At 68.0% G+C, this 23,863-nt stretch carries 24 protein-coding genes and 1 tRNA gene; 17 read left to right on the top strand and 8 right to left on the bottom strand.

The window, feature by feature from the left end:
- Together B7495_RS08630 and B7495_RS08625 are read right to left on the bottom strand one after the other, a co-directional pair.
- Positions 1-1,620 carry a DNA polymerase Y family protein gene (locus tag B7495_RS08630; protein WP_088456215.1) on the bottom strand — a complete coding sequence of 540 codons (1,620 nt, stop codon included), beginning with the start codon at positions 1,618-1,620 and terminating at the stop codon, positions 1-3.
- Positions 1,617-2,366 (bottom strand): hypothetical protein, encoded by a 750-nt coding sequence (locus B7495_RS08625; protein ID WP_174776230.1) that lies wholly within the window; start codon positions 2,364-2,366, stop codon positions 1,617-1,619. The genes B7495_RS08630 and B7495_RS08625 overlap by 4 nt, the downstream gene beginning before the upstream one ends.
- Positions 2,367-2,449: 83 nt before the next feature.
- On the opposite strand from B7495_RS08625, the gene B7495_RS08620 reads away from it, so the two are divergent.
- The 3 genes from B7495_RS08620 to B7495_RS08615 all read left to right on the top strand — a co-directional run bounded on the left by B7495_RS08620 (position 2,450) and on the right by B7495_RS08615 (position 4,337).
- Complete coding sequence (locus tag B7495_RS08620) at positions 2,450-3,175, top strand: SOS response-associated peptidase (RefSeq protein ID WP_088456214.1); 726 nt, start codon at positions 2,450-2,452, stop codon at positions 3,173-3,175.
- 91 nt (positions 3,176-3,266) lie between these two features.
- On the top strand, positions 3,267-3,431 hold the full coding sequence (locus tag B7495_RS19070) for a hypothetical protein (protein ID WP_165787951.1): 165 nt from the start codon (positions 3,267-3,269) through the stop codon (positions 3,429-3,431).
- Between the two features lie 57 nt (positions 3,432-3,488).
- A complete protein-coding gene (locus B7495_RS08615) occupies positions 3,489-4,337 on the top strand; it encodes an SMP-30/gluconolactonase/LRE family protein (protein WP_088456213.1) in 849 nt (282 codons plus the stop codon).
- Positions 4,338-4,365: 28 nt separating this feature from the next.
- Here the strand turns inward: B7495_RS08615 and B7495_RS08610 are convergent, their stop codons facing one another.
- On the bottom strand, positions 4,366-5,013 hold the full coding sequence (locus tag B7495_RS08610) for a DUF1345 domain-containing protein (RefSeq protein WP_240632461.1): 648 nt from the start codon (positions 5,011-5,013) through the stop codon (positions 4,366-4,368).
- 125 nt (positions 5,014-5,138) lie between these two features.
- Here B7495_RS08610 and B7495_RS08605 point away from each other — a divergent pair, with 125 nt between their 5' ends.
- Positions 5,139-6,065, top strand: coding sequence for a DnaJ domain-containing protein (locus B7495_RS08605; RefSeq protein ID WP_088456212.1), 927 nt, complete (start codon positions 5,139-5,141; stop codon positions 6,063-6,065).
- Here the strand turns inward: B7495_RS08605 and B7495_RS08600 are convergent.
- A complete protein-coding gene (locus B7495_RS08600; RefSeq protein ID WP_088456211.1) occupies positions 6,062-6,952 on the bottom strand; it encodes a hypothetical protein in 891 nt (296 codons plus the stop codon). The two genes, B7495_RS08605 and B7495_RS08600, sit on opposite strands and share 4 nt — an antisense overlap.
- A gap of 65 nt (positions 6,953-7,017) precedes the next feature.
- On the opposite strand from B7495_RS08600, the gene B7495_RS08595 reads away from it, so the two are divergent.
- Both B7495_RS08595 and B7495_RS08590 read left to right on the top strand, forming a co-directional pair.
- Positions 7,018-7,398: a hypothetical protein gene (locus B7495_RS08595; RefSeq protein WP_088456210.1), complete on the top strand. Its 381-nt coding sequence runs from the start codon at positions 7,018-7,020 to the stop codon at positions 7,396-7,398.
- Complete coding sequence (locus tag B7495_RS08590; protein WP_088456209.1) at positions 7,395-8,990, top strand: ABC-F family ATP-binding cassette domain-containing protein; 1,596 nt, start codon at positions 7,395-7,397, stop codon at positions 8,988-8,990. The genes B7495_RS08595 and B7495_RS08590 overlap by 4 nt, the downstream gene beginning before the upstream one ends.
- Before the next feature lie 64 nt (positions 8,991-9,054).
- Here the strand turns inward: B7495_RS08590 and B7495_RS08585 are convergent, their stop codons facing one another.
- From B7495_RS08585 to B7495_RS08575, 3 genes are all read right to left on the bottom strand, one after another.
- On the bottom strand, positions 9,055-9,771 hold the full coding sequence (locus tag B7495_RS08585; protein ID WP_088456208.1) for a hypothetical protein: 717 nt from the start codon (positions 9,769-9,771) through the stop codon (positions 9,055-9,057).
- A gap of 35 nt (positions 9,772-9,806) precedes the next feature.
- A complete protein-coding gene (locus tag B7495_RS08580; protein ID WP_088456207.1) occupies positions 9,807-12,278 on the bottom strand; it encodes a GH36-type glycosyl hydrolase domain-containing protein in 2,472 nt (823 codons plus the stop codon).
- 498 nt (positions 12,279-12,776) lie between these two features.
- Positions 12,777-12,861 (bottom strand) — tRNA-Leu (locus tag B7495_RS08575).
- Between the two features lie 105 nt (positions 12,862-12,966).
- Here B7495_RS08575 and B7495_RS08570 point away from each other — a divergent pair.
- From B7495_RS08570 to mshC, 3 genes are read left to right on the top strand one after another with little or no spacing between them, the layout of a single operon-like run.
- Positions 12,967-14,292: a M20/M25/M40 family metallo-hydrolase gene (locus B7495_RS08570; RefSeq protein WP_088457993.1), complete on the top strand. Its 1,326-nt coding sequence runs from the start codon at positions 12,967-12,969 to the stop codon at positions 14,290-14,292.
- A gap of 51 nt (positions 14,293-14,343) precedes the next feature.
- Positions 14,344-15,198, top strand: coding sequence for an undecaprenyl-diphosphate phosphatase (locus B7495_RS08565; RefSeq protein ID WP_088456206.1), 855 nt, complete (start codon positions 14,344-14,346; stop codon positions 15,196-15,198).
- 13 nt (positions 15,199-15,211) lie between these two features.
- On the top strand, positions 15,212-16,501 hold the full coding sequence (gene mshC, locus B7495_RS08560) for a cysteine--1-D-myo-inosityl 2-amino-2-deoxy-alpha-D-glucopyranoside ligase (RefSeq protein ID WP_088456205.1): 1,290 nt from the start codon (positions 15,212-15,214) through the stop codon (positions 16,499-16,501).
- A 20-nt stretch (positions 16,502-16,521) separates the two neighbouring features.
- On the opposite strand, the gene B7495_RS08555 is transcribed toward mshC, so the two are convergent.
- Entirely contained in the window at positions 16,522-17,463 is a 942-nt protein-coding gene (locus B7495_RS08555) for a PAC2 family protein (RefSeq protein ID WP_088456204.1), read from the bottom strand.
- A gap of 134 nt (positions 17,464-17,597) precedes the next feature.
- Here B7495_RS08555 and B7495_RS08550 point away from each other — a divergent pair, with 134 nt between their 5' ends.
- The 8 genes from B7495_RS08550 to tatC all read left to right on the top strand — a co-directional run bounded on the left by B7495_RS08550 (position 17,598) and on the right by tatC (position 23,861).
- Positions 17,598-18,278 carry an HAD family phosphatase gene (locus B7495_RS08550; RefSeq protein ID WP_088457992.1) on the top strand — a complete coding sequence of 227 codons (681 nt, stop codon included), beginning with the start codon at positions 17,598-17,600 and terminating at the stop codon, positions 18,276-18,278.
- Entirely contained in the window at positions 18,275-19,276 is a 1,002-nt protein-coding gene (locus B7495_RS08545; protein ID WP_088456203.1) for a tRNA (adenine-N1)-methyltransferase, read from the top strand. Before B7495_RS08550 ends, B7495_RS08545 begins: the two co-directional genes overlap by 4 nt.
- Before the next feature lie 106 nt (positions 19,277-19,382).
- Positions 19,383-20,348, top strand: a complete 966-nt coding sequence (locus B7495_RS08540; RefSeq protein WP_088456202.1) for an FKBP-type peptidyl-prolyl cis-trans isomerase — start codon at positions 19,383-19,385, stop codon at positions 20,346-20,348.
- Between the two features lie 76 nt (positions 20,349-20,424).
- Positions 20,425-21,465: a YafY family protein gene (locus tag B7495_RS08535; protein ID WP_088456201.1), complete on the top strand. Its 1,041-nt coding sequence runs from the start codon at positions 20,425-20,427 to the stop codon at positions 21,463-21,465.
- On the top strand, positions 21,462-22,484 hold the full coding sequence (locus B7495_RS08530; RefSeq protein ID WP_088456200.1) for a YafY family protein: 1,023 nt from the start codon (positions 21,462-21,464) through the stop codon (positions 22,482-22,484). Before B7495_RS08535 ends, B7495_RS08530 begins: the two co-directional genes overlap by 4 nt.
- Positions 22,484-22,825, top strand: coding sequence for a hypothetical protein (locus B7495_RS08525; RefSeq protein ID WP_103459785.1), 342 nt, complete (start codon positions 22,484-22,486; stop codon positions 22,823-22,825). The genes B7495_RS08530 and B7495_RS08525 overlap by 1 nt, the downstream gene beginning before the upstream one ends.
- Positions 22,819-23,061 (top strand): twin-arginine translocase TatA/TatE family subunit, encoded by a 243-nt coding sequence (tatA, locus tag B7495_RS08520; RefSeq protein ID WP_088456198.1) that lies wholly within the window; start codon positions 22,819-22,821, stop codon positions 23,059-23,061. Before B7495_RS08525 ends, tatA begins: the two co-directional genes overlap by 7 nt.
- A gap of 11 nt (positions 23,062-23,072) precedes the next feature.
- Positions 23,073-23,861, top strand: coding sequence for a twin-arginine translocase subunit TatC (gene tatC, locus B7495_RS08515; protein ID WP_327015742.1), 789 nt, complete (start codon positions 23,073-23,075; stop codon positions 23,859-23,861).
- The last annotated feature ends 2 nt before the right edge of the window (positions 23,862-23,863 follow it).

Genomic DNA, 23,863 nt, shown 5'->3' with positions numbered 1-23,863 from the left:
CTAGTCATACCGGGCCTCGGCGCGCCAGCCGTCGTCGTCCAGTGCCAGCAGCCACGCGCCGTCGCGCTCGTCGACGATCTGCGCCCGGTGCACGGTGCGCGCGGCCGCCGAGTCCCACCAGCGTTCTCGCACGGGCCACGGGCCGGCCCAGGCCAGCACCCGACTCGGCTGGGCCCCGCCGGCGCCCTCGAGGAACCGAGGTGCCGAGAACCGCGCCGGCTCACCATCGAACGCGCCGCGGTCATCGACGCGCAGGGACCGGCCGTCGTCGGCGACGAGAGCGACCGGATGGCGTTCCCGGTACACCGTGGCGGGGAGCAGCCCGTCTAGGCTCCCCGACCAGGGCCTGGCGGCACCGGCCGGACTCCCGCCTGGACTGCTGCTCAGACCACGGCCCGACGAAGCGGCGCCGTCATCGCCCCAGGGCACGGAAAGTTGTCGGTCGGCAAGCATCCGCCCACCGCCGATGGCCGCCGTGACGACGCCCGCGTGGCCGACCAGGCCCTGCACCCGGGTGAGGGCATGGTGGATCCGCTCGTCGGGCCCCGTTCCCCACAGGCCGTCCTCGTGGTTCGCGACGGCGTCGACCCGATCGGGGGAGAAGACCACCCGGACGACGCCGGCGGCCAGGCCGGAGTCGGCCCGCCCCTCGCCCTGTAACTGCCAGCGCACCCTGTCGATCAGCTCGGAGGCCGAGAACCACCGGGGATGCCGCCAGGTCCGTTCGGTCAACAGACCGTCTTCGGTGCTGACCAGGATCGAGACGGCCGTGCAGACCAGGGTCTGCTCCCGCAGACCCTGCACGAAGGCGTCCGCGGTGCTGCGCAGCGCGAAGGCGAGTTGGTCGATGCGATCCAGCGCCGGTTCGAATTCCTGGCCGCGGTCGAACACCGGGGTGGGGGTGCGGGGCACGACCTCCTCGTGCTCGCGCCCGGCCGCCCTGGCGTGCGCCTGCGCCGCAGCAGCACCGAAACGACGATGCACGTCCAGGGCGGGCAGGGCGGCGAGCTGGCCGAGGGTGTGCACCCCGAGCCGGGCCAGCAGGGTGCCGAGCCCCGCCTCAGCCACTGCCGACACGGGCAGGGGTGCCAGGAACGCGGCGGATTCGCCGGGCGGGACGACGTGAACCCGAGGTTCAGGCCCGACACCAGCGGGACCGACCGCCCGCGCCGCCTGCTCGGCGGCAAAGGGGCCGTCGGCGATTCCGACCCTGGCCTCGGGAAGTCCGGCGCCGTGCAGGTAGCCGAGCATGGCTCGCGCCGCGGCGGCCTCACTGCCGTAGTACCGCACCGGGCCACGGGCGCGGATCGCGCAGGTGCCGGGCCGGAGCACGGCCACACCGAGCGTGATGTCCTCGAGGCCATCGAGAATCGGGTCGAAGGCCCGCCGGTCCAGCGCGGGGTCATAGGGCAGCACGACGAGGTCTGTGCACCGGAACTGGGCCTCCCGCACGGTCAGTCCGCGCCGGACGCCCAGACGGCGCGCCTCGGGCGAACAGGCGAACACCAGCCCGTGGTCGATGAGAGCCAGCGGGGCATCCGCGGGCAGGCCGGTGGCCGACCGAGCGGCGAGCACCGGCCAGTCCGGGCACCACAAGACGATGGTGCGTTCGCGGTTCATGACTCAGCCCGCTGCCGGCTGCCGGCCCGCGCTCGGCCGCCTCGGCCGCTGTCCAGACGCGGGGCAGGTTCGGCTTCGCCCGGGGTGGCGACCTCCGGAAGGTGCACAAGCGTGGAGCGCCGTCGTCCGGAGCCGTTCCGCCCGGAGACGTGGACGGTCACATCTCGACCTGCCAGGTAGCCGTGTCCGGCGCCCAGGCCGTCCCAGCGGGTGTCGGTGACCCGAAGTGCGGCCTCACCCTGGGGCCAGGTCCCGGCGACGATCAGGGTGCAGCCGCTCTGCCGCAGCCGCGCGGCGAGCCTGGCCGCCTCCGCGTCGCCGACCGCACGCTCGGGATGCACGACAACGATGGGCAGCACATCCACCAGCGCCGCCGTCACGGCCAACCACTGATCGGCGGGGGAGGGAACAAGCACGATTCGCTCGAGGTCGATTCCGAACCCGATCGCCGCCTCCGCGCCGAAATCGGGTAGACCCACCACGGCGCCCCATCCGCCGTCCACTGTCGCCGCGGCGAGCACGGCCATGATCAGCGACGTCGAGTTGTTGACGGTGTAGACCACACCCGTGCGCAGGATCCCGTCGGGAAGGAGCCCGGCGAGGACCCCGGAGACGGGCCGCCCACCGGCATCCCAGCGGTCGCGCTGCATTCCGTGGATGCGCGCCTGGAGCTCGCTGACCCGCTCGGCCGCGGAGCCGGCGGGAGAGCCGGCTGCGTGCGCTACGGAGGTCAGCGGAATGGACACCCTCTAATTTTCGAACACAGATTCGATTTCGTCAACCCGTGTGGATAACCGGGTCCTCCTCGGAGGCACGGTAACCTGAGCCTATGTGTGGGCGATTCATCATTACCGATTCGGCGCCTGACCTCGCCGCCATGTTCGACATCGAGCACGAGGCCGGAGAGCTGCCGGCGGCGTCCTGGAACGTGAAACCGACCGAGCAGATCGCCATTGTGCTCGAATCGATGAAATCAGATCCGGTCGTTCGCCGGCTGGAACCGGCGCGCTGGTCGCTGGTGCCGACCTTCTCTCCGGAGCTGACCGCCGCGTTCGCCACCTTCAACGCACGGGCCGAGACCGTCGCCGAGAAGCCGACATTCCGCACCGCCCTGGCCAAAACCCGGGCCATCGTGCCGGTCACCGGCTACTACGAATGGCACACCGTGGGAACCACGAAAACGCCGTACTTCGTACACTCCGAAGACGGCCTGCCGCTGGCACTGGCCGGACTCTACTCGTGGTGGCGCAATCCCACTCTCGGTCCCGACGACCCGGCCCGATGGGTGCTGACGGCCACCATCCTCACGACAGCCGCCCAGGGCGCCCTCGCCGAGATCCACGACCGGATGCCCGTTGTGCTGCCTGAAGAGTGCTGGGACCGCTGGTTGGACCCGCACGCCGATGGCGATCAGGCCCTCGTCGACGCGGCGGTCGAGGCCTCCTCGGAGGCGGCGGCCGGGTTGGCCTTTTATCAGGTGGCGCCGGTCTCCGGTGATGCGCCGGACCTCATCGACCCGCTCGGCCCGGAGCGTGAGGTCGGGTACAGCGCCTGACCGGCGCGCAGCTCCACGCCGTGCCCGGCGAACTAGTACTCTCGAAACGAGCCCGGATAAGCTTTCGCGGCACCGTTGAGAGGAACATTCCATGCCCATTCTTACCTTCGTCGTCGCGATGGCCATCTTCGTCCTGGGCCTGTGGCTGTTCGGCTTGGCCTTCACCGTGACCGCCTGGCAGGGCGCGATCTTCTTCGCCGGCATCCTGGCCGTCAGCGCGGCCGTCGCCATCCCGATGCGGGCACTGCGCAACTAGCCCGCCCGATGATGCCGGGCCGGCACCCAGCCCGACCAGCCCAGCCACGAGGAACCCATGCGCGCCGAACAGCTCACCGACCCGATCACCTTTCACGGTGAGGGTCCGGTCTTCGCACAGTCCTGGGGCGGTCTGCGCCTCGTCGACCTGTTCGCCGGTGACGTTCTGTCCCTGGCCGCCGACGGCACGGTCACCCGGCGGCACGTGGACAGCATCGCCGCGGCCCTGCGACCGCGCGTGGGCGGCGGTGCGGTCATCGCCCTCGAACGCGGTTTCGCCCTCGAGGACGCCGACGGCACCCTGACCCGACTGCCGGAGGTCTGGGCGGATCCGAGCGTGCGGATGAACGACGGGGGCGGCGCTCCGGACGGCTCGTTCTTCTGCGGTTCGATGGCGTATGACCAGCGCACCGGCGCCGGATCGCTCTACAGGCTCGCACCGGACGGATCCGTGGAGCTGGCCCTGGCGGGCGTGACCATCTCGAATGGTCTCGCCTGGAGCCCGGACGGCTCGTTGGCCTACTACAACGACACCCCGACCGGCCGGATCGGGGTCTTCGATTGGGCCCCGGAGACCGGACTGACCGGGTTGCGCCCCTTCGTCGACATCCCCTCCGCCGACGGCTACCCCGACGGCCTCACCGTGGACAGCGAGGGCGGCGTCTGGGTCGCGCTGTACGCCGGTGGGGCGGTGCGCCGCTACTCGCCGGAGGGCACCCTGGACGAGGTCATCGAGGTGGCCGCGCAGCGGGTCACGGCGTGCACCTTCGGCGGCGACGACCTTCGCCGGCTGTACATCACCACGTCCCGCGAAGGTCTCGCCCCCGGCGAGGACCCGCTGGCCGGCTCGGTCTTCACGGTGACCCCCGGGGTGGCCGGACTGGCGGAAGCGCCCTTCGCCGGTTAGCGGCCCGGCACGGCGCCGCGGCCACGGCTCAGAGGCCGGCCACGAGGTTGATCAGTGTTGCCAGGATGATCGAGCCGAACAGGAATGACATCAGCGCGTGCCGCAGGGCCACCGCACGAATGGTCGACGACGTCAGTGATGTGTCCGACACCTGGAAGGTCATCCCCACTGTGAAGGACAGGTACGCAAAGTCCGCGTACCTGGGCGGCTCCAGCTGGTTGAAATCGACGCCACCGTCATCATCCGCGTAGTAGAGCGAGGCGTACCGCAAGGCGAACAGGGTGTGCACGAGCACCCAGGACAGCGCGACGACGACCAGCGCCAGCGCGGCGAGCAGGCCCTGGCCCGCCCCCTCAGCGGCGCGTGCCTGCACCAGCACGATGAGGATGCTGCCGAGGCTGGCCAGGCTCGCCAGGATCAGCAACAGGTCGGTGATGCCCCGTGACGGGTCTTCCCTGGTGGCGTGCGCGGCCGTGGTGGCGGCGTCCAGCGGAGCGACGCTGACCCAGACCCAGCCGATGTAAAGCACAGCCGCGACCGCCCAGCCGATCGCCGGCGCCAGCAACCAGTTGCCCAGCAGGCCAGACGCCAGACCCGCGAGGATGCCGACGGTCACCATGACGATGAACCGGGTGCTCGATCGGTGCACCCGGGGAACCGGAGTTGAGGTCTTCACTCGCTGATCGTTGCACAAATCAATCGCTGCGCGGGCGCCACCCGGTGTCGGGGAGATACCAGCAACGCTGGCTAGGCTGGGAGACGTACGACCCAACCCGTTCCAGGCCGAAAGAGACCGCACGAATGTCAGAGAGTCCGGCCGCAGCCAGCCCCTACGAGGTGCTGGGCGTGAGCCCGTCGGTGACCGACGAGGAGCTGCGACGCGCCTACCGCCTCAAGCTGCGGCAATCCCACCCAGATGTCGGCGGCAGTGCGGCCTCCTTCCACGCCGTGCAGATCGCCTGGGAACGCATCGGAAGCCCGGAGTCCCGGGCCGCCTACGACGGGGCCCGCTACCCGGAGACCGCATACTCTGGCGCCAGCACCGCGTCACGCCCGACAAGCAGGCCCACCTCGACCGGGATGAAGGCCAGGATGCACGGGCATCCCGGCGGCCACTCCCGCCAGCGTTATCTCGCGATGCTGCGGGAATGGGCCGGTCGCGGCACCGTCATCGCTGACCCGTACGCCCCCGATCTGGTGCGGTCCGCGCCACGGGAGATCCGACACCGGCTGGCCAAGGCCCTCGCCGAGGAAAGCACAGCCCAGCTAATCTCGGGCCTGGGCATCGGCTACACCGCCTGGCACGACATCGCCACCCGCGAGGACCTCGAGAAGATCGACCACGTCGTTCTCGGCCCGGCCGGACTGTTCGCTATCCTCTCGGAGGACTGGGGGTCGCCCGTTCAACTCAAGCGCGGCGAACTCGTCGGCGATGGCCTTGCGCCAGGCGAGGAGCCGCTGGACGAGTTCGCGTCCGCGGCACGCATCCTCGCCAAGTCCCTGCGGGTGCGCTTCACCGCGCTCGTCGTGGTGGTGCCTGATCAGCTCGTGGCAGAACCCGTGTCGCTGCCGAGCCGGGGCAGGCGGCCAATGGTGGTCGTGATCCCACGGTCCCGCCTGGTCGGGGTGCTGCGTGACGGCATCGCCGGGATGGAACGGGGCAGCTTCGAGAAGGTGTTCGAGCTGCGCAGCACCCTGCAGAACGGCATCCGCTTCGTCGAAGACTAGGCGGGCGCGGCCACGCCGAGACCGAGCTTCTGCACCCAGTAGCCCAGAAATGCGGCGCCGGCCTCATCGTGGATGAGGTCGCCCTCCACGATCACCGGGTACGGCCGCTCCAGGATGCCGTCTGCCGGGCGCACGTCCACGTGTGCCACCTCGTAGCCGGCGGCGTGCAGGTGGTCGGCCATGAGGTAGTCGCTGCGGGAATCGCCCACCGAGCGCCACACCCGGGGGAGCGGTCCGCCCTCGGCGAAGAAGGCCAGGGCTCGCTTGGCGGCGTGGTCCTTGTCAAGGTCGACCGATTCGATGTCGGTGGAAATGATGGTGGTGTCGATGCGGAACGGGACCGTTCCCTCGGCGTCGGGGGAAACCCTGTCGCCGAAGCGCACGCCCAGTCCGTGGTCGATCATGATCGTGTACGCGGCGTCCTCGAACGACGCTTGATCGGCGTGGTAGGCAGCCCGGTCGACATCCGTGCGTTGTTCAACGGAGACCATGGCGAGCTTGGTCTCGTCGAAGAACATGGTGTCGGCGTAGTCGGTGGCGACCAGCTCGCGGATGCGGCTCACGACGGGGTCAGGCAGGGCGACGCTGGCGTCGACGACGACCTCGCCCATGCCGGTCTGGGTGATCGGGAACCACACGGCGCCCTTCTCACAGACCCCGTACATGCGCATCTCGCGCGGCAGGCCCGCGGCGACCAGCGGGGCCACCACCTGCTCACTGATGAACTGCGCCGACCGACCGGTGATGAAACCGATGGGTACGTTCGCGCCGGCCAGGGTGATGAGGTCGGTGATGATGCTCGGTGTGGCGATGGTGCGGGTGTCCGGGCTGGCGATCGGACCATCGACATCGAGCAGCAGGCCGAGCGGGGAAACAGTTTCAGGCATGCTTCATTGAACCAGTTCCCGCCCCGGGGCGTTGGCGCCCGTCGCAGCACCTATCGTTGAACCTGATGATTACCAGACGAGAAGCAGCGCTCCGCCTCGACATTCCCCTCGAGATGGCGCAGCGCCACGACCTTCCCAGCCGAATGACCGAAGCCCAGCTCGCCGAGATCGAGAACAACCCGCCGGCCTGGCTCGTGCAGTCCCGTGCGAACCGCACCGGCAAGAAGCCCGTCTGGATCGAACTCACCTGCAGCGTGTGCGGGTTCACCGAGGCGGCGCGGCCGAAGAAATGGTGGCCGACGTTCACCTACCTCAGCTGCGACCACCACGGTTACGACGAGCTCCCGGCCGCCGCGGCCGGCCTCAGCCGCCGCGAAGTCGACGGCATCGGCAGCCGGTTCATCGGCATCGTCGACGCATCCGAGCAGGGGGAGCAGGACTCATGAGCCTGATCCGGCTGAACGACGTCACCGTGCGTTTCGAAAACACCCAGGTGCTCCGCGAGACCTTCTTCAGGCTTGAGCCGGGCGACAGGGTCGGCATGATCGGCCGGAACGGGTCGGGCAAAACCACCCTCATCAAGCTGATCCTCGGTCAGGTGACGCCGGACACCGGTACCGTCACCGTCGACGACGGCGTGAAGATCGGCTACTTCTCCCAGTTCTCCGAGCTGAACGGCGAGTCCACCATCACCGAGGTCCTCGACGCCCTGTTCGTGGAGATCAAGGCCGTCGAGGCCGAACTCGCCTCCATCGACGTTGCCATCGCCGCCGACTCCTCGGCCAGCGCCGAGCTCGACAGGCTGATCCACCGCCAGTCCGAACTGTTCGAGGACATGGACCGGCTGGACGGCTGGGACTACCCGCGCCGGATCGACGCTGCCCTGACCATCCTCGGCTTCGACGAAGCGCACCGCAGCTGTGCGATCGACGAACTCTCCGGCGGCTGGCGCAACCGCGCGGCCCTGGCGAAGATCCTGCTCGAGGCACCGGACGTGCTTCTGCTCGACGAGCCCACCAACTACCTCGACGTGGCCGGTGTGGAGTGGCTGGAGGGCTGGTTCCGCGACTTCAAGGGCGCCGCCGTGATCGTGTCGCACGACCGCACCTTCCTCGACGCCGTCGTCACCCGCATCATCGAGTTGGAGAACTTCCACCTACACGAGTACCCGGGCAACTTCGGCGAGTACGTGGTTCAGAAGCAGTTCCGGCTGAAGACCCTCGAGCAGCAGTTTGTGCACGAGTCCGAACTGCTCGCTTTCGAATCCGAAGGCATCGCCGACCGGCGCGAGGCCCAGAAGAACGCCAGCCGCACGCTCGGCAGCCAGCTGGCCACCATCAAGAAGTCCCGCACGCCGCGGCCGGTCGACAAGATCATCACCGAAATCTACGGCGGTCTGCACGTGAAGGATGTGCTCTGCCGGGTGGAGATGCTCAGCAAGGCCTACGGCGAGAAGGTGCTCTTCAACGACCTGAGCTTCGAGATCCGCCGCGGCAACCGCATCGTGGTGCTCGGTGCCAATGGCAGCGGCAAGACCACCCTGCTCCGGGTGCTCACGGGTGAGGAATCCGCGGATCACGGCGAGGTCGACTGGGCGAAGGGCGCCGGGATGGTGTCGTACAACCAGGTACTCGCCGAACTGGACGACACCGACACCGTCAGCCACGCGGTCAACGCGCTCGAAGGCAGCCTGGCGTTCACGGCGACCCGCAAGTCGGTGAACCGGTTCCTGACCATGTTCCAGTTCTCCGAGGCCGACCTCAAGCAGAAGATCGGCAACCTCTCCGGCGGCCAGAAAGCCCGGGTGGCCATGGCCCAGTGCCTGCTCTCCGGTGCGTCGGTGCTGCTCCTGGACGAGCCAACCAACCACCTGGATATGTCCAGCACCCAGGTGATGGAGCGGGCCCTGTTGCACTTCCCCGGCGCCGTGGTCGTGGTCAGCCACGACAGGTTCTTCACCGACAAGATCGCCAACCGTCGGCTGATCTTCGGACAGCTCGGTGCCGACCCCGGCGAGGTCGAGGTCGCCGTCGCCTGACCGCCTGACCGCCTGCCGGCGCGGCCCGCGGGTGTGGGGCTGCTCTTGCGACCCCTCAGGATCGCTAGGGGCCGGCGAGGGTGCCGTCCGGGAGGGCCTCACGTATCGACCCGGGACCGGTGCCCAGGTAGAGCGGCCAGATCACCTCGGCGCTGCCCGGTAGTTGCCAGACCAGACCCTCGAGCGCGGATGCCTGGTAGAGCGGCTGGCCGGCGGGCCGCCCGGCGCCGGGCTCCTGGATTTCCGTGTACTCGGAGGTCGGGTCCTCGTCGACGTAGCTGCGGGCGCCATCCCAGGCCGGCTCCAGATAAGCGACGATGGCCGTTCCGGCCGGCACAATCCGCGAGCACTCGTCCGGGCCGCCCGAAGCGAATTCGATGTACACGCTGCCGTCGGCGGCCGGGTCCAGTGTCCCGTGCACAACCGTGACGTTCGACACGACGATCACCGCGCTTCGCGTCGTCGACGTCTCCTTCGATGCGGAGTAGGTGCTGTCGCGGCCCGCCTGGATCCGAGCGATCTCGCCCATGATCACCACGGTGCTGTCCCCGGCCAGCACCGCCAGCGACTCGATCGGGTCGTAGTCCACGATCCCCGGTGTGCTGCACGCGGTGAAGACCTCGTCAGCACTGGGCCCGGCCGGCGCCGACCCCATGGTCGGGCCGGCGGCGGACGGAGCCGTGGCGTCGCCGTGGCCGCATCCGGTGATCAGCACACCGACGCACGCAACGGCGACGCACAGCTGCCAGGCCCGTGCGCGGGCTGTTCGGTAGACGTCCATACTCACTAGTATCCGGCCGGCCGCAACTGGTTCCCCTACAGGGTCGCGCGCACCTGCACTGTCGCGCCGGCGGGCGCGTACGGAACCGTGCGCCCCTCGATGGCAACACCGTCGACCTCGAGGCTGGCGCGCGAGCCTTCACGGCCCGAGTTGGCCACGGTGATGACGTACGTCGCACCGCGGGCCTGCCGGGTCACGGTGAACTCCGCGACGTCCGGTCCGATCTGCGGGTCGACCACGAGACCGTCGTAGTCGGTGCGCACACCCAGGAGGTACTGGGATACGGTCACGAAGTTCCACGCCGCCGTGCCGGTCAGCCAGGAGTTCTTGGCCTCGCCGTGCCTGGAGGCCTCCTTGCCGGCGATCATCTGGGCGTACACGTAGGGCTCGGTGCGGTGCACCTCGGAGATGTCCTCCCGGTACGCGGGGGTGATCTTCCGGTAGTGGTCGAACGCCTTCGCGCCGCGGCCGATCACGGTCTCGCCGATGATCACCCACGGGTTGTTGTGGCAGAAGATGCCACCGTTCTCCTTGTAGCCCGGGGGATACGTCGAGACCTCGCCCAATTCGATGCGGTAGCTCTTGTACGCCGGGTACTGCAGCACCAGGCCGTGCTCGGAGCCGAGCAGCCGGTCCACGGAATCGAGGGCACGGAACGCGGGACTGGTCTTGACCGGGGTGCCGTCGCTGTTGTGCTCGACGCCGACACCGGCGAGGACCGCGAAGCCCTGCGGCTCGATCCAGATCTGACCCTCGGTGTCCTCGGCCGTGCCGACCTTGTTGCCGTAGAAGTCGTAGGCACGCAGGAACCAGTCGCCGTCCCAGCCGTGCGTCAACAGTGCCTGGCTCATGTCGGCGGCGGCCTTGCGGGCCTTGTTCGCCTGCACGGTGTCCCCACCGCGTTCGGCGATGGTGGCGTACTGGCCCGCGGCGAGCACGAACTGCGCGGCGATGAAGGTAGACTCCGCGACCCCGCCGGCCTGGTTCTCGGTGGTCTGGAAGGACTCGCCCGGCGTTGTCGAGAAGCAGTTCAGGTTCAGGCAGTCGTTCCAGTCGGCGCGCCCGATCAGCGGCAGCCCGTGCGGACCGAGGTTGTTCAGGGTGAACTCAAACGACCGGGTCAGGTGGGTGTACAGGGTCTCGGCGAGTGCGTCGTTGTTGTCGAACGGCACCACCTCGTCGAGGATCGTGTAGTCGCCGGTCTCCTTGAGGTAGCCGTCCACCCCGATGATCAGCCAGGCCGGGTCGTCGTTGAAGCCGGACCCGAGTTCGTTGTTGCCCCGCTTGGTGAGGGGCTGGTATTGGTGGTACGCCGACCCGTCCGGCAGCTGGGTCGCGGCGATGTCCAGGATGCGTTCACGAGCGCGGTCCGGGATCAGGTGCACAAAGCCGAGCAGGTCCTGGGTCGAGTCCCGGAAGCCCATGCCGCGACCGATGCCGGTCTCGAAGTACGACGCCGAGCGGCTCATATTGAAGGTCACCATGCACTGGTACTGGTTCCAGATGTTGACCATCCGGTTGAGCTTGTCGTCGGGCGAGGTCACCGTGTACGCGGAAAGCAGGTCCGTCCAGTAGACCCCGAGGGCGTCGAAGGCGGCATCCGCGGCCTCGGTGGTGGACAGACGCGCGAGGAGGGCCTGGGCCCGGGTCTTGTTGATGACCTGCTTGGCGTCGTCGGCCCACTTCTCTTCGCCGGTCTCGGCGTTGTTCTCGACGTAGCCGAGAACGAAGACCAGGTCACGGCTTTCCCCGGGCTGCAGGGTCGAGTCGACCTGGTGGGAGCCGATCGGGTACCAGCCGGAGGCCATCGAGTTCGCCGCGGCGCCGGCGTGCGGGACCTTGGCCTCCGCAAGGGTTTCGTAGAGGCCGACGAAGGTCTCGCGGTCGGTGTCGAAGCCGGCGATCTCGGCGTTCACGCCGTACACGGCGTAGTGGTCGCGACGCTCCCGGTATTCGGTCTTGTGGTAGATCGCGCTGCCGTCGACCTCGACCTCGCCGATGGAGAGGTTGCGCTGGTAGTTGGTCTGGTCGTCCTGGGCGTTCCACAGGCAGAACTCCAGGTAGGAGAACAGGGAGAAAGTCTTGACCGCATCCGACGTGTTGGTGATCGTGACCTTCTGCACCTCCGCCGTCTCGCCGAGCGGAACGAAGTACAGCGTGGAGACCCGCAGGCCGCCGCGTTCACCGGTGATGCGGGTGTAACCCATGCCGTGGCGGGTTTCGAAGAAGTCGAGGTCTTTCTTCATCGGCAGCCAGCTGGACGTCCAGACGTCGTCGCCGTCCTTGATGAAGAAGTAGCGTCCACCGGAGTCGGTGGGCACGTCGTTGTAGCGGTAGCGGGTCAGGCGACGCATCTTGGCGTCCTTGTAGAAGGTGTACCCGCCCGCCGTGTGGGAGACCAGCGAGAAGAAGTCCTCACTGCCGAGATAGTTGATCCACGGGTAGGGAGTCAACGGGGTCTCGATGACATATTCCCTGGCTTCATCGTCGAAGTGGCCGAACTTCATGCGTGCACCTTTTCGGTTCAAGGGACCGGGTGTCGCGGGGAATTCATCGTTCTGAATCCGCCGGCGCAGCCGGGCCTGGTCTCTGTGAGAGCGCTCTCACGAGCGCCTGGGATGACTCTAGCATCAGGACCGCGGAGCCACCACACGCTAGGGGAGTCGTGCCGCTGGCGTGCGGGGGTGGATAGGGTTCAGCAGATAGAGGCGTGCGCACGTACAAGCTTTTGGCCACCGAAGCTCTTCTGGTTTTCGGTGATATTTACGATGGTGATTCCAGGCCGGAGGGCTTTGCCCGGGTCGAACTCGACGGGGTGATATACACGCTGGCGAGCTTCGGGCACCCATCCGGATCGACGTCCCACTGATCCAGTCAACCTTTACCGGGGCACACCCTGGAGAACCTGTTGACGCGCGTTAACGAGACAGGGCCGGATCCTAAGATCCGGCCCGTGAACTGTCTCAACCAGTTCTCGTTGATCGTTGTCTTACCAACAATCTCCGTGTCCGAGGGGGGACTTGAACCCCCACGCCCTATACGGGCACTAGCACCTCAAGCTAGCGCGTCTGCCATTTCCGCCACCCGGACTGGATGTTTTGGCCGCAGTTATGTTTTGCTGCCGGGGAATAACTTAGCACGGATCCAAACCACTTCCGGACACCGGTGGGTTCCATGCCCGGTAGCGTGAACTGCATGACAGCCCCCGCCACCGGCCCCGTTTCGGCCAATGCTCTCGACCTCACCACCGAGATCGCCCGCGACCTCATCAGGTTCGACACGACGAACTATGGCGAGGGGCGCTCCAACGGCGAGACGGATGCGGCGGAGTACGTCGCCGAGAAGCTGCGCGCCCTGGGCCTGGCGCCGGAGCTGTTCGATTCGGAGCCGGGTCGCACCAGCGTGGTCGCCCGGGTACCCGGCCGCGACCGCAGCAAGGGCGCACTGGTCGTGCACGGCCACCTCGATGTGGTGCCCGCCGACCCGGCGAACTGGTCGGTGGATCCGTTCGGCGGCGAGATCAAGGACGGCATGCTGTGGGGGCGCGGCGCCGTCGACATGAAGAACATGGACGCGATGATCCTGGCGTCCCTCACGGATGTGCTCGACCAGGGTGGCCAGCCAGAGCGGGACCTCGTCATCGCGTTCTTCGCCGATGAGGAGGCCGGGGGAGTGTACGGCTCGCACCACCTCGTCGACACCCGCCCGGACCTGTTCGCGGGAGCGACCGAGGCCATCAGCGAGGTCGGCGGCTACTCGATCAGCATCGGCGGCCAGCGGGCCTACCTGCTCCAAACCGGTGAGAAGGCTCTCATCTGGCTCAAGCTCGTGGCGCACGGCCCGGCCGGCCACGGTTCCCGGCTGGTCACGGACAACGCCATCACCCGGCTCGCCGAGGCCGTCGCCAAGGTGGGTCGGCGGCAGTGGCCGATCCGCCTGACGAACACCACCCGGCAGTTGCTTTCGGAGATCGCCCGGATCCTCGGTGTGGAGCCGCAGTCCATGGGTCCGGACGAGCTGGCCCTGGCGACGGGCACAGCATCCGGATTCATCCAGGCGAGCCTGCGCACCACCATGAACCCGACGGTGTTGCAAGCCGGCTACAAGCACAATGTCATCCCCGATCGCGCCGAGGCCCTCATCGACGTGCGTTCCCTGCCCGGCGAGGAAGACGCCGTGCTGGCCGAACTGGCCGAGCTGGTCGGCCCGGATATCGAAATCGTGGTGATGCACCAGGACGTGGGGCTGGAGACCGAGTTCGCCGGCCCGCTGATCGACCGGATCGTCCAGACCCTCGGCACCCACGACCCGGGCGCTCCGGTGCTCCCGTACCTCATGCCTGCCGGCACCGACAACAAGGCGTTGAGCAAACTGGGCATCAAAGGATACGGCTTCGCCCCGCTGAAACTCCCAGCCGATTTGGATTTTCCGGCGCTGTTCCACGGCGTTGATGAGCGTGTGCCACTGGACGCATTAGTGTTTGGCAGGACGGTTTTGACCGATCTGCTGACGACGTACTAGCCCACTGAAGCGCTAACGGCCAGCACACCGCACAAGCGAAACGAGTATCACGTGGACTTCCTCAACGCGGTCATCCTGGGCCTGGTCCAGGGCTTGACCGAATTCCTGCCGGTCTCCTCCAGCGCCCACATCAGCATCGTGGGTCAGTTCCTCGGCACCGGTGAGGACCCCGGCGCCCGGTTCACGGCGATCACCCAGATCGGCACCGAGGCGGCCGTGGTGATCTTCTTCTGGCGCGACATCGTGCGCATCATCGGCCAATGGGCGAAGTCCCTGGTCGGCAAGGTACCGCGCAGCGACGCGGATGCCCGGATGGGCTGGCTGATCATCCTCGGCACCCTGCCCATCGTCATCCTGGGCCTGCTCTTCCAGGACCAGATCGAAACCAGCCTGCGCAACCTATGGGTCACCGCGATCATGCTCATCGCGTTCGGCGTGCTCCTGGGTGTCGCCGACTATGTCGGTGCCAAGCGCCGCAAACTGGACGACCTCACCGTCGGGCACGGCGTCATCTTCGGTTTCGCCCAGGCGCTGGCGCTCATCCCCGGGGTCTCGCGTTCCGGCGGCACCATCACGGCCGGCCTGTTCCTCGGCTACGAGCGGGCCGCCGCCGCCCGATACGCGTTCCTGCTCGCGATCCCCGCCGTTCTCGGCAGTGGCTTCTACCAGGTCTACAAGTCCATCAAGGAACCCTGCGTCGTGGCCGCCGCGAACTGCACGCCCGAACTGTTCGGCCCGCTGGAAACCCTCGTCGCCACCGTCGTGGCGTTCGTCGTGGCGCTGTTCGTCATCGGCTTCTTCATGAACTACATCTCCAAGCGCAGTTTCATGCCGTTCGTGGTCTACCGCATTGCGCTGGGCATCGTCGTGATGATCCTGCTGGGCACGAACACCATCACGGGGTAGTTAGGCTGGAAGTATGCGCGCCTGGTCACACCCCGTCATCCCGTCGATTCCGGGACTCTCACAGGCCCCGCGCCTGCACGACACCGCCACGGACTCGATCGTCGAAGCCAAACCGACCGACGTGGCCAGGCTGTACGTCTGCGGCATCACGCCGTACGACGCCACCCACCTCGGCCACGCGGCCACCTACCTCGCCTTCGACACGCTGCAGCGCGTGTGGCGTGACGGCGGTTACCGGGTGCACTACGCCCAGAACGTGACCGACGTCGACGACCCGCTGCTGGAACGTGCCACCGCGACCGGCGTCGACTGGCGTGACCTCGCCGTGGAGCAGACCGACCTGTTCCGGGCCGATATGGAGTCCCTGGGCATCATCCCGCCCGACGATTTTGTGGCCGTGACCGACGTCATCGACGACATCAGCGCCGCGGTGCTGGCACTGCGCCAGTCCGCGCTGGCCTACAAGGTGCCGACACCGGATGCGCTGCCCACGCCCGACGGACCCGGCGCCGACCTGTACTTCGACATCCGGGCGGCCGAGCGCCAGGCGCCGTGGGCCCTCGGCGAGGAGAGTAACCTCGATCAGAGCACCATGCTCACCCTGTTCGCCGAGCGCGGGGGAGACCCCGACCGGGCCGGAAAGCGCGACAGGCTCGACCCGCTGCTCTGGCGTGCCGCCCGCGCGGGAGAGCCCTCCTGGGAGTCACCCGTGGGGGCCGGCCGCCCCGGCTGGCACATCGAGTGTTCGGTCATCGCCCTCGCCGAGCTCGGCACCGACTTCACCGTGCAGGGCGGCGGGAGCGACCTGATCTTCCCGCACCACGACATGAGCGCCGGCCACGCCGCCGCGCTGTCCGGGCATCCGCTGGCCCAGGTGTACAGCCACACCGGCATGGTCGCCTACCAGGGCGAGAAGATGAGCAAGTCGCTGGGCAACCTGGTTCTCGTCTCCCGCCTTCGGGCCGGCGGCACCGACCCACGCGCCATCCGCCTGGCCCTGCTCGCTCAGCACTACCGCACCGACTGGGAGTGGACCGCGCAGCAGTTGGTTGATGCCGAGGCTCGCCTGGCGGCGTGGACGTCGGCCTTCGGCCCCGTCGACCCCGTTGACTCCGCGGCCGGCGCTGCAGTCTCGGCGTTCGAGAGCGCTGCGGCGGTTGTCGAGCGGATGCGCGCCGCGCTGGTCGACGATCTCGACACCCGGGGTGCCCTGGACGCTGTGGACGCTGCTGTGGCGGCCGGCGTGGACGACCGTGCCCTCGTCGCCGCGGCGATCGACGCGCTCCTGGGCGTCAAGCTCTAGCCCACCCTGGCTGGTCCGCCTTAGGGCTGGCGGGGCTCCGGGCCCTGACGGCCGTCGGCCCAGCCGTCCCGGCCGCCGTCGCCGCGTTTCCGCAGGTACTTCTCGAACTCCTGGGCGATCGCCTCTCCGCTGGCCTCCGGTGAGTCGACGGTGTCCCTGGCCTGCTCGAGCTGACCGATGTACGCTGCCATCTCCTCGTCCTCGGCGGCGAGGGCGTCGATGCCCGTCTCCCACTCGGAGGCGTCGGTAACCAGGTCGCCGCGGGGGATCACAACGTCGATGATCTCCTCGAGCTTGTCGATCAGGGCGAGCATGGCCTTGGGCGACGGAGCGTTGTGCACGTAGTGCGGCACGGATGCCCAGATCGACAGGCTCGGGATACCCACGGTCTCGGCCGCCGAGGCCAGCACGCTGAGGATGCCCACGGGCCCCTCGTAGCTGCTGCGCTCGATCTGCAACTCGGCACGCACCTCGGGATTGTCGCTCGAGACGAAGATCGAGATCGGCCGGGTGTGCGGCACGTCCGCCAGCATCGCGCCGAGGAAGACGATCCCGCTCACATCCGCGGCGAGCACGGAGTCCAGGATCTCGGCCGTGAAGCTCTTCCAGCTGCGCGAGGGCTCCGTTCCGACCAGCAGGTAGATGTTTCCGGCGTTGGTGCCGCTGACCTTGAGCTGGGCGTCTTCGGCCAACGGAACCCCGCTGGCCCCGGGAACGACGGGACCGTACATGACCGCACTCGGCCACTCGATGACCCGGTGGCCGTCCTCATCGGTGGAGATGCTGGGGCGGTTGAACTGGTAGTCGAAGTAGAGTTCGGGGTCGATCCGCTTGACCTCTTCGACATCGAGGAGCTCCTTCAGCGTGCTGACGGCGCCCGTTGCGGCTTCACCCGCATCGTTCCATCCTTCGAAGGCGACCACCAGGAGACGTCCGCTGAGGAACCCATTGCCGTCTGTCACTTGAGTGAAACCTCGTGTATTCCGGCCACCACGACTGGGTTGCCTCCTTCAAGGATAGGCCGTGCCCCCTAAACTTGAACCCCGTGACACTGATCCCCGCATTCTCGTCCCCACCCGCCGCCGTTCTCTGGGACATGGACGGCACCCTGGTCGACACCGAACCGTACTGGATGCGAGCCGAACACGAGCTCGTGGAGTCCTTCGGCGGCGTCTGGACGCACGCAGACGCCATGCTCCTGGTGGGCTCCGGCCTGCTCGGCTCCGCCGCCATCCTGCAGAACCGCGGGGTGAACCTCGCCGCTGAGGCCATCGTCGAGGTGCTGACCACCCGGGTTCAGGAGCAGCTCGGTTCGGCCGGCATCCCGTGGCGCCCCGGGGCCCACGAGTTGCTCACCGAGCTGCACGGCGCCGGGATGCCGATGGCCCTGGTGACGATGTCCGAACACAGGATGGCCCGCCAGATCGCCGACCTCGTCGGCTTCGACGCCTTCGCCACCATCGTCTCCGGCGACATGGTGCAGCAGAGCAAGCCGCACCCCGAGGCCTACCTCACCGCTGCGGGCATCCTCGGCGTCGACCCCAGGCACTCCGTCGCGATCGAGGACTCCCTGCCCGGCGTCGCAGCGGCCGTCGCCTCCGGCGCCGTCGTCGTCGCGGTTCCGCACATGGTTCCCCTCGAGGAGAGTGAGCACTACACGCTGGTGCAGAGCCTGACCGGCAGCTCGCTGGCCACCCTGACGGAGCTCTACCTGACCCGACGACCTTCCCCATCCACCCGCACCGTTACCCACACCGAGGACGCAACACGCGCATGAGCGACAACCAGGTCATCCAGAACAGCGGTCCGTTCCGCGCCGGCGACAGAGTGCAGCTCACCGGCCCCAAGGGCAAGCTGAACACCATCACCCTCGAACCGGGCAAGACTTTCCACACCCACCGGGGCATCCTCGAGCACAACGACATCATCGGCCTGCCCGACGCGTCCGTCGTCACCAACAACGTGGGCGTCGAACACCTCGCGTTGCGTCCGCTGCTCATCGATTTCGTCATGAGCATGCCCCGCGGCGCGGCCATCATCTACCCCAAGGATGCCGCCCAGATCCTCGCCCAGGCCGACATCTTCCCCGGCGCCACGGTCGTCGAGGCCGGCGTCGGCTCCGGGGCGCTGTCCCTCTGGCTGCTCCGCGCCATCGGCCCGGCCGGCACCCTGGCCTCCTTCGAACGCCGGGAGGAATTCTCCGACGTGGCCCGCGCCAACGTCGCCACCTTCCTCGGCAGCGACCCGCAGAACTGGTCCATCACGCTCGGCGACCTCGCCGACACGCTGCCGGAGACCATGCCGGCCCAGTCGGTCGACAGGGTCGTGCTCGACATGCTCGCCCCGTGGGAGTGCATCGCTGTCGTCTCCGACGCGCTCAAGCCCGGGGGAGTGCTGCTCTGCTACGTGGCCACCGTCACCCAGCTGTCCCGCGTCGCGGAGGCCATCCGCGCCACCGGCAACTACACCAACCCCGATTCACACGAGACGATGGTGCGCGGCTGGCACGTGGAAGGCCTCGCGGTTCGCCCCGACCACCGGATGATCGGTCACACCGGTTTCCTCATCACCGCCCGCCGTCTCGCACCGGACACGATCCTGCCCGAGCTCAAGCGTCGCCCTTCAAAAACTGACTTCAGCGACGCCGACGTCGAGCTGTGGACCCCGGGCGCCCTGGGCGAGAGGTCCGTCAGCGCCAAGGTGATGCGCAAGCGCAACCGCACCGCCGAGAACGGCGCGGCGCTCTCCAAGGCTCGGGACCTCGACGCCGGATAGGATGGGCTTCGGCCTGCCGCCCGCACCAGCGGTTTCGGCCAGCATTCACCCCGAAAGTCACTCGACGGCATCACGCTGCCGCCTCCCCGTATCGAAATGAGGACCCGTGCGTAAAGTTCCCGCACTTATCGCAACCGCCGGCCTGGTGCTCGCGACCCTGACCGCCTGCAGCGCCGGCCCCGACAATGCCGACTGCACGGCTCCGGTGTCCTCCGGCGACGCGTCCAAGCTGGTGGAGGTGACCGGCAAGTTCGGTTCGTCCCCCACCGTCGACTTCCCGACCCCGCTGAAGACCGAGACCACTCAGCGCAGCGAGATCATCGACGGCACCGGCCCCGGCCTCACCGAAGGCCAAAAGGTGCAGGTCGACCTCAGCGTCTTCAACGCCACCACGGGTGAGGCCATTGAGCAGAGCTCGTACGACGGCACCACCATGGCCAGCTTTGTCCTCAACGACCAGACCCTCACCGGCCTGACCGACGGTCTGCTCTGTGCCCAGGTGGGCTCCAGGGTCGCCGTTGTCGCGTCGGCGGCCGACACCTTCGGTCCGGCCGGCGGCAACGAAGACATCGGCGTCGCCGCGGACGATTCGCTCGTGTTCGTGCTCGACGTCGTCAAGGCGTACCTCACCCGCGCCGACGGCGCCGACCAGCTGCCCGTGGCCGGACTGCCCGCCGTGGTCCTCGCGGATGACGGCACCCCCGGCATCACGATTCCCTCGGCCGAGCCGCCCACCGAGCTGAAGGTCGGCGTGCTCAAGAAGGGCGACGGCGAGACCGTCACCGACGGGTCCACGGTCACCGTGCACTACACCGGTGTCGTCTGGGACTCCAAAGAGGTCTTCGACTCCAGCTGGGCCGCCGGAACCCCGGCCGCTTTCGTGGCCGCGGACGGTTCCACCACCGAGGGCGGCGTGATCCCCGGCTTCGCCAACGCTCTCATCGGCCAGACCGTCGGATCCCAGATCGTTGCCGTCCTCCCGCCCGACCAGGCTTACGGCGACCAGGCGACCGACACCATCCCGGCCGGCTCCACGCTGGTCTTCGTCGTAGACATCCTCGGCGTCGACTAACCGGCTTCCCGGCCCATCCCGCGGTCCCCAACGGGATGGGCCGACCATTGAGTGCACCACCGATAGAATCGCGTACGTGTCGCCCACCACAGAACAGCCGCACCCGGTCACTGTCGAAGAACGCCTCTTCAGCCTGGTCCTTGCGCTCATTGCCACCCAGATCGGCCTGACCAAGGCCGACATCCTCTCGACCGTCCAGGGCTACCGGCAACGGTTCCGGGTCGGCGGTGACAACGCCAGCCTCGAGCGGCAGTTCGAACGCGACAAGGACGACATCCGGGAACTGGGCATCCCGCTCGAGACCATCGAGTCGCCCGACGACCCGGGCAGCAACCACCATCTGCGCTACCGCATCCCCAAGGGACTCTACGACCTGCCGGCAGACATCGTCTTCTCGCCCGACGAGATCATGCTGCTCAAACTCGCCGCCGCGGTGTGGCGGGAGGGGTCCCTCTCCGCCGAATCCCGCCGCGCACTCACCAAGCTCAACTCTCTCGGCATCGACTCGAGCGACCCTGTGATCGGTTACGCACCGTCGCTGCGCGCCCGCGAGGCGTCCTTCGAACCCCTCGGCAAGGCCATGGACCGCGGCCAGGTCGTCGCATTCCTCTACCTCAAACCGGGCGAGAGCGCGCCGCGCCGCCGGGTCATCGCCCCGCTGGCCGTGGTGCTGCACGAGGGCCGGTGGCACCTGTACGCCGCCGATCAGGATGCCGGAGCCACCCGCACCTTCCTGCTCGCCAGGATCGTCGGCCCCGTGGTGACCGTGCCCGGTCGCACCATCGCGCCGGCCGAGGACGGTCAGGGCGAACGGGCCCTCGCCGAACTCGACGCGTTATGGCAGGCCCAGGTCGCACTGATCACCGTCGAACCCGGCTCGGATGCCGCGGTACGGCTGAGCAAGCGCGGCGAGCCCGGAAGCGCCGCGGACAGCGTCGAACTGCACTACACCGACGTCAACATCCTCGCCGACGAGCTGGCCGGCTACGGACCGGAGGTCTACGTGCTGTCCCCGCCCACCCTGATCGACGCCGTCCTGGAACGGCTCCGCCGGGTGCGGGACAGCCACGCCCCACTGATCGAGACGCCACTGCCCCGGCCGGAGGCCGCACGATGACCGCCGCCAAGCCCGTCGCGTTCGGAGCATCGGACAAGCTCACCTTCCTGCTGTCCCTCGTGCCGTATCTGATGGACCACGACAAAGTGAGCGTCACCGCGGTGGCCGACCACTTCGGGGTCACTCCCGAGCGGGTGCGGGATGCGGTGAACCTCATCGCCATGTCGGGGGTGCCTGGGGAGACCCGGCAGTACCTGCACGGCGACCTCTTCGACATCCAGTGGGACGAATTCGAAACCAACGACAACATCGTCCTCACCCACCTGGTAGCCATCGACGATTCGCCGCGGTTCTCGGCCCGAGAGGCAGCCGCGCTCATCGCCGGGCTGCAGTATCTCTCCGCCCTCCCCGAGAACGGCGACCGGGACGCCATCGCCACGCTGATGGCCAAGCTCACCCGCAGCTCCACGGGCGCTCCCAGCCAGCTCGCGGTGTCCCGCACCGACGCCGACGTGGCCATTTCGGTCATCCAAGCCGCCGTGCGGGCGGGTACCCAGGTGGAATTCGACTACCTCAATGCCCGGGGGACCGATGAGCATCGCTGTGTCGACCCGTTGCGGATCGAATCGGTCGACAGCGATTGGTACCTGCGCGGCTGGTGCCATCTGCGCGAGGCCATGCGCACATTCCGACTCGACCGGATGAGCAACCTGCGTTCGACGGATGTGCCCGCTGACGCCCACGATGACGGCGTCCTCCTGCCGGACACCCTGTTCCAGGGCACGGCCGACGACCTCACCGTCACGATCGAACTGCCGGCTGCGGCCCTGGAACTCCTCGCCGACTATGGGCCGGTTCCGCACGGACCGGCCGACGACGAGGGACGCTCCAGGGCGCAGGTGCGGGTGTCGCACTTCCACGGTCTCAAACGGCTCGTTGCCGGCCTGTCCGGCGTCGTCACCGTGGTGGATCCGGGCCTGGCCAGACAGACCGTCGCCGAGTGGGCGGCCGCCGGCGCCGCCCGGTACGAGTCGCCGGCTACCGCGCAGAGCGAGCCCACCGCCGGGGCGACGACCTGATGCCGGTCTGGTCCTGGATCCTGATCTGGGCGCTGCTGGTCGCCGGGCTCCTCGCGATGCTGGCCTGGTTCGCGGTGCGCCTGTTTCGCAAGCTGATGGTCACCTTCGGCGCCCTCGAAGACCTTGGCGACCAGCTGGCCGAACTCGACCTCGACACCGCGCTGCCGAGGAAACCATTCTCACCGGCGGTGTTCCAGAAGCGACGGGACCTGGCCGCCGCGATCGACCAGGCTCGCATCGAGCGTGCGCACCGACGAGCGCACCGGCGGGATCTCAGGATCAACCGGGGTAAACTAATCCAACACACTCCCTACAAGCCAGAGGATCGACCCTCATGTTGAGCAATCTGACCGGATGGCACTTTCTGATCATCCTCGTCGTCATCCTGCTGTTGTTCGGTGCGCCCAAGCTGCCCGGCCTGGCCCGCAGCCTCGGCCAGTCAATGAAGATCTTCAAGAACGAGATCAAGAGCGACACCGTTGACGAGCCTGCAGACAAGACCGGCACGCCGGCGCACCCGGACGCCGCTGACGGTACGACGCGGACCGTCGGCCCGGGCGACCAGACGAAGTCCTAACTCCCGTGGCCGTGCGCACCACCAAGCGTGCGAACCGTGCGGGCACGATGTCGCTGGGCCAGCATCTGGTCGAGCTGCGCAAGCGCCTGTTCCGTGCCGCCGCGGGTATCCTCGTCGGAGCCATCATAGGTTGGATGCTCTCCGAGGGAGTCTGGTCCGCGCTGCGCGAACCGATCTACGCCATCATCGAGGCGCAGGACCGGAACGCACAGATCAATTACCCCGACATCACCTCTGCCTTCGACCTCAAGCTGAAGATCGCGTTCTACGTGGGCCTGGTGGTGTCCAGCCCGATCTGGCTGTACCAGATCTTCGCGTTCCTGATGCCGGGCCTCACCCGCGGCGAGAAGAAGTACGTCTACGGCTTCGTGCTGACGGCGGTGCCCCTGTTCCTCGCCGGCTGTGCGGCCGGCTGGTATGTGCTGCCGCAGGTCGTCGGCCTCATGACGAGCTTCGCGCCGCCGGAGGACGCGGCCTTCATCAACGCCCAGAACTACCTGGATTTCACCCTCAAACTACTCGTCGCCATCGGCATCGCCTTTGTGTTGCCCGTCTTTGTGGTCCTGCTCAATTTTGCCGGGGTGATCAGCGCCGCCTCGATCATCAAGTCCTGGCGCATCGCCGTTCTGGTGATCATCCTCTTCACCGCCATCGCCACCCCGGCCGCCGACGTGATCTCGATGTTCATGCTCGCGGTCCCGATGATCCTGCTGTACTTCGCCGCATACGGAATCGCGTACCTGCACGACAAGCGCGCCGCCCGGCGCGCCCGTGCCCTCGAACGGGAGTTGGCGCTCTAGCG

Origin of the sequence: Cryobacterium sp. LW097 (genome assembly GCF_002205495.2) — a bacterium.
GTDB classification, from domain to species: Bacteria; Actinomycetota; Actinomycetes; order Actinomycetales; family Microbacteriaceae; genus Cryobacterium; species Cryobacterium zongtaii.
This window is presented reverse-complemented; position numbering and strand designations above follow the sequence as displayed.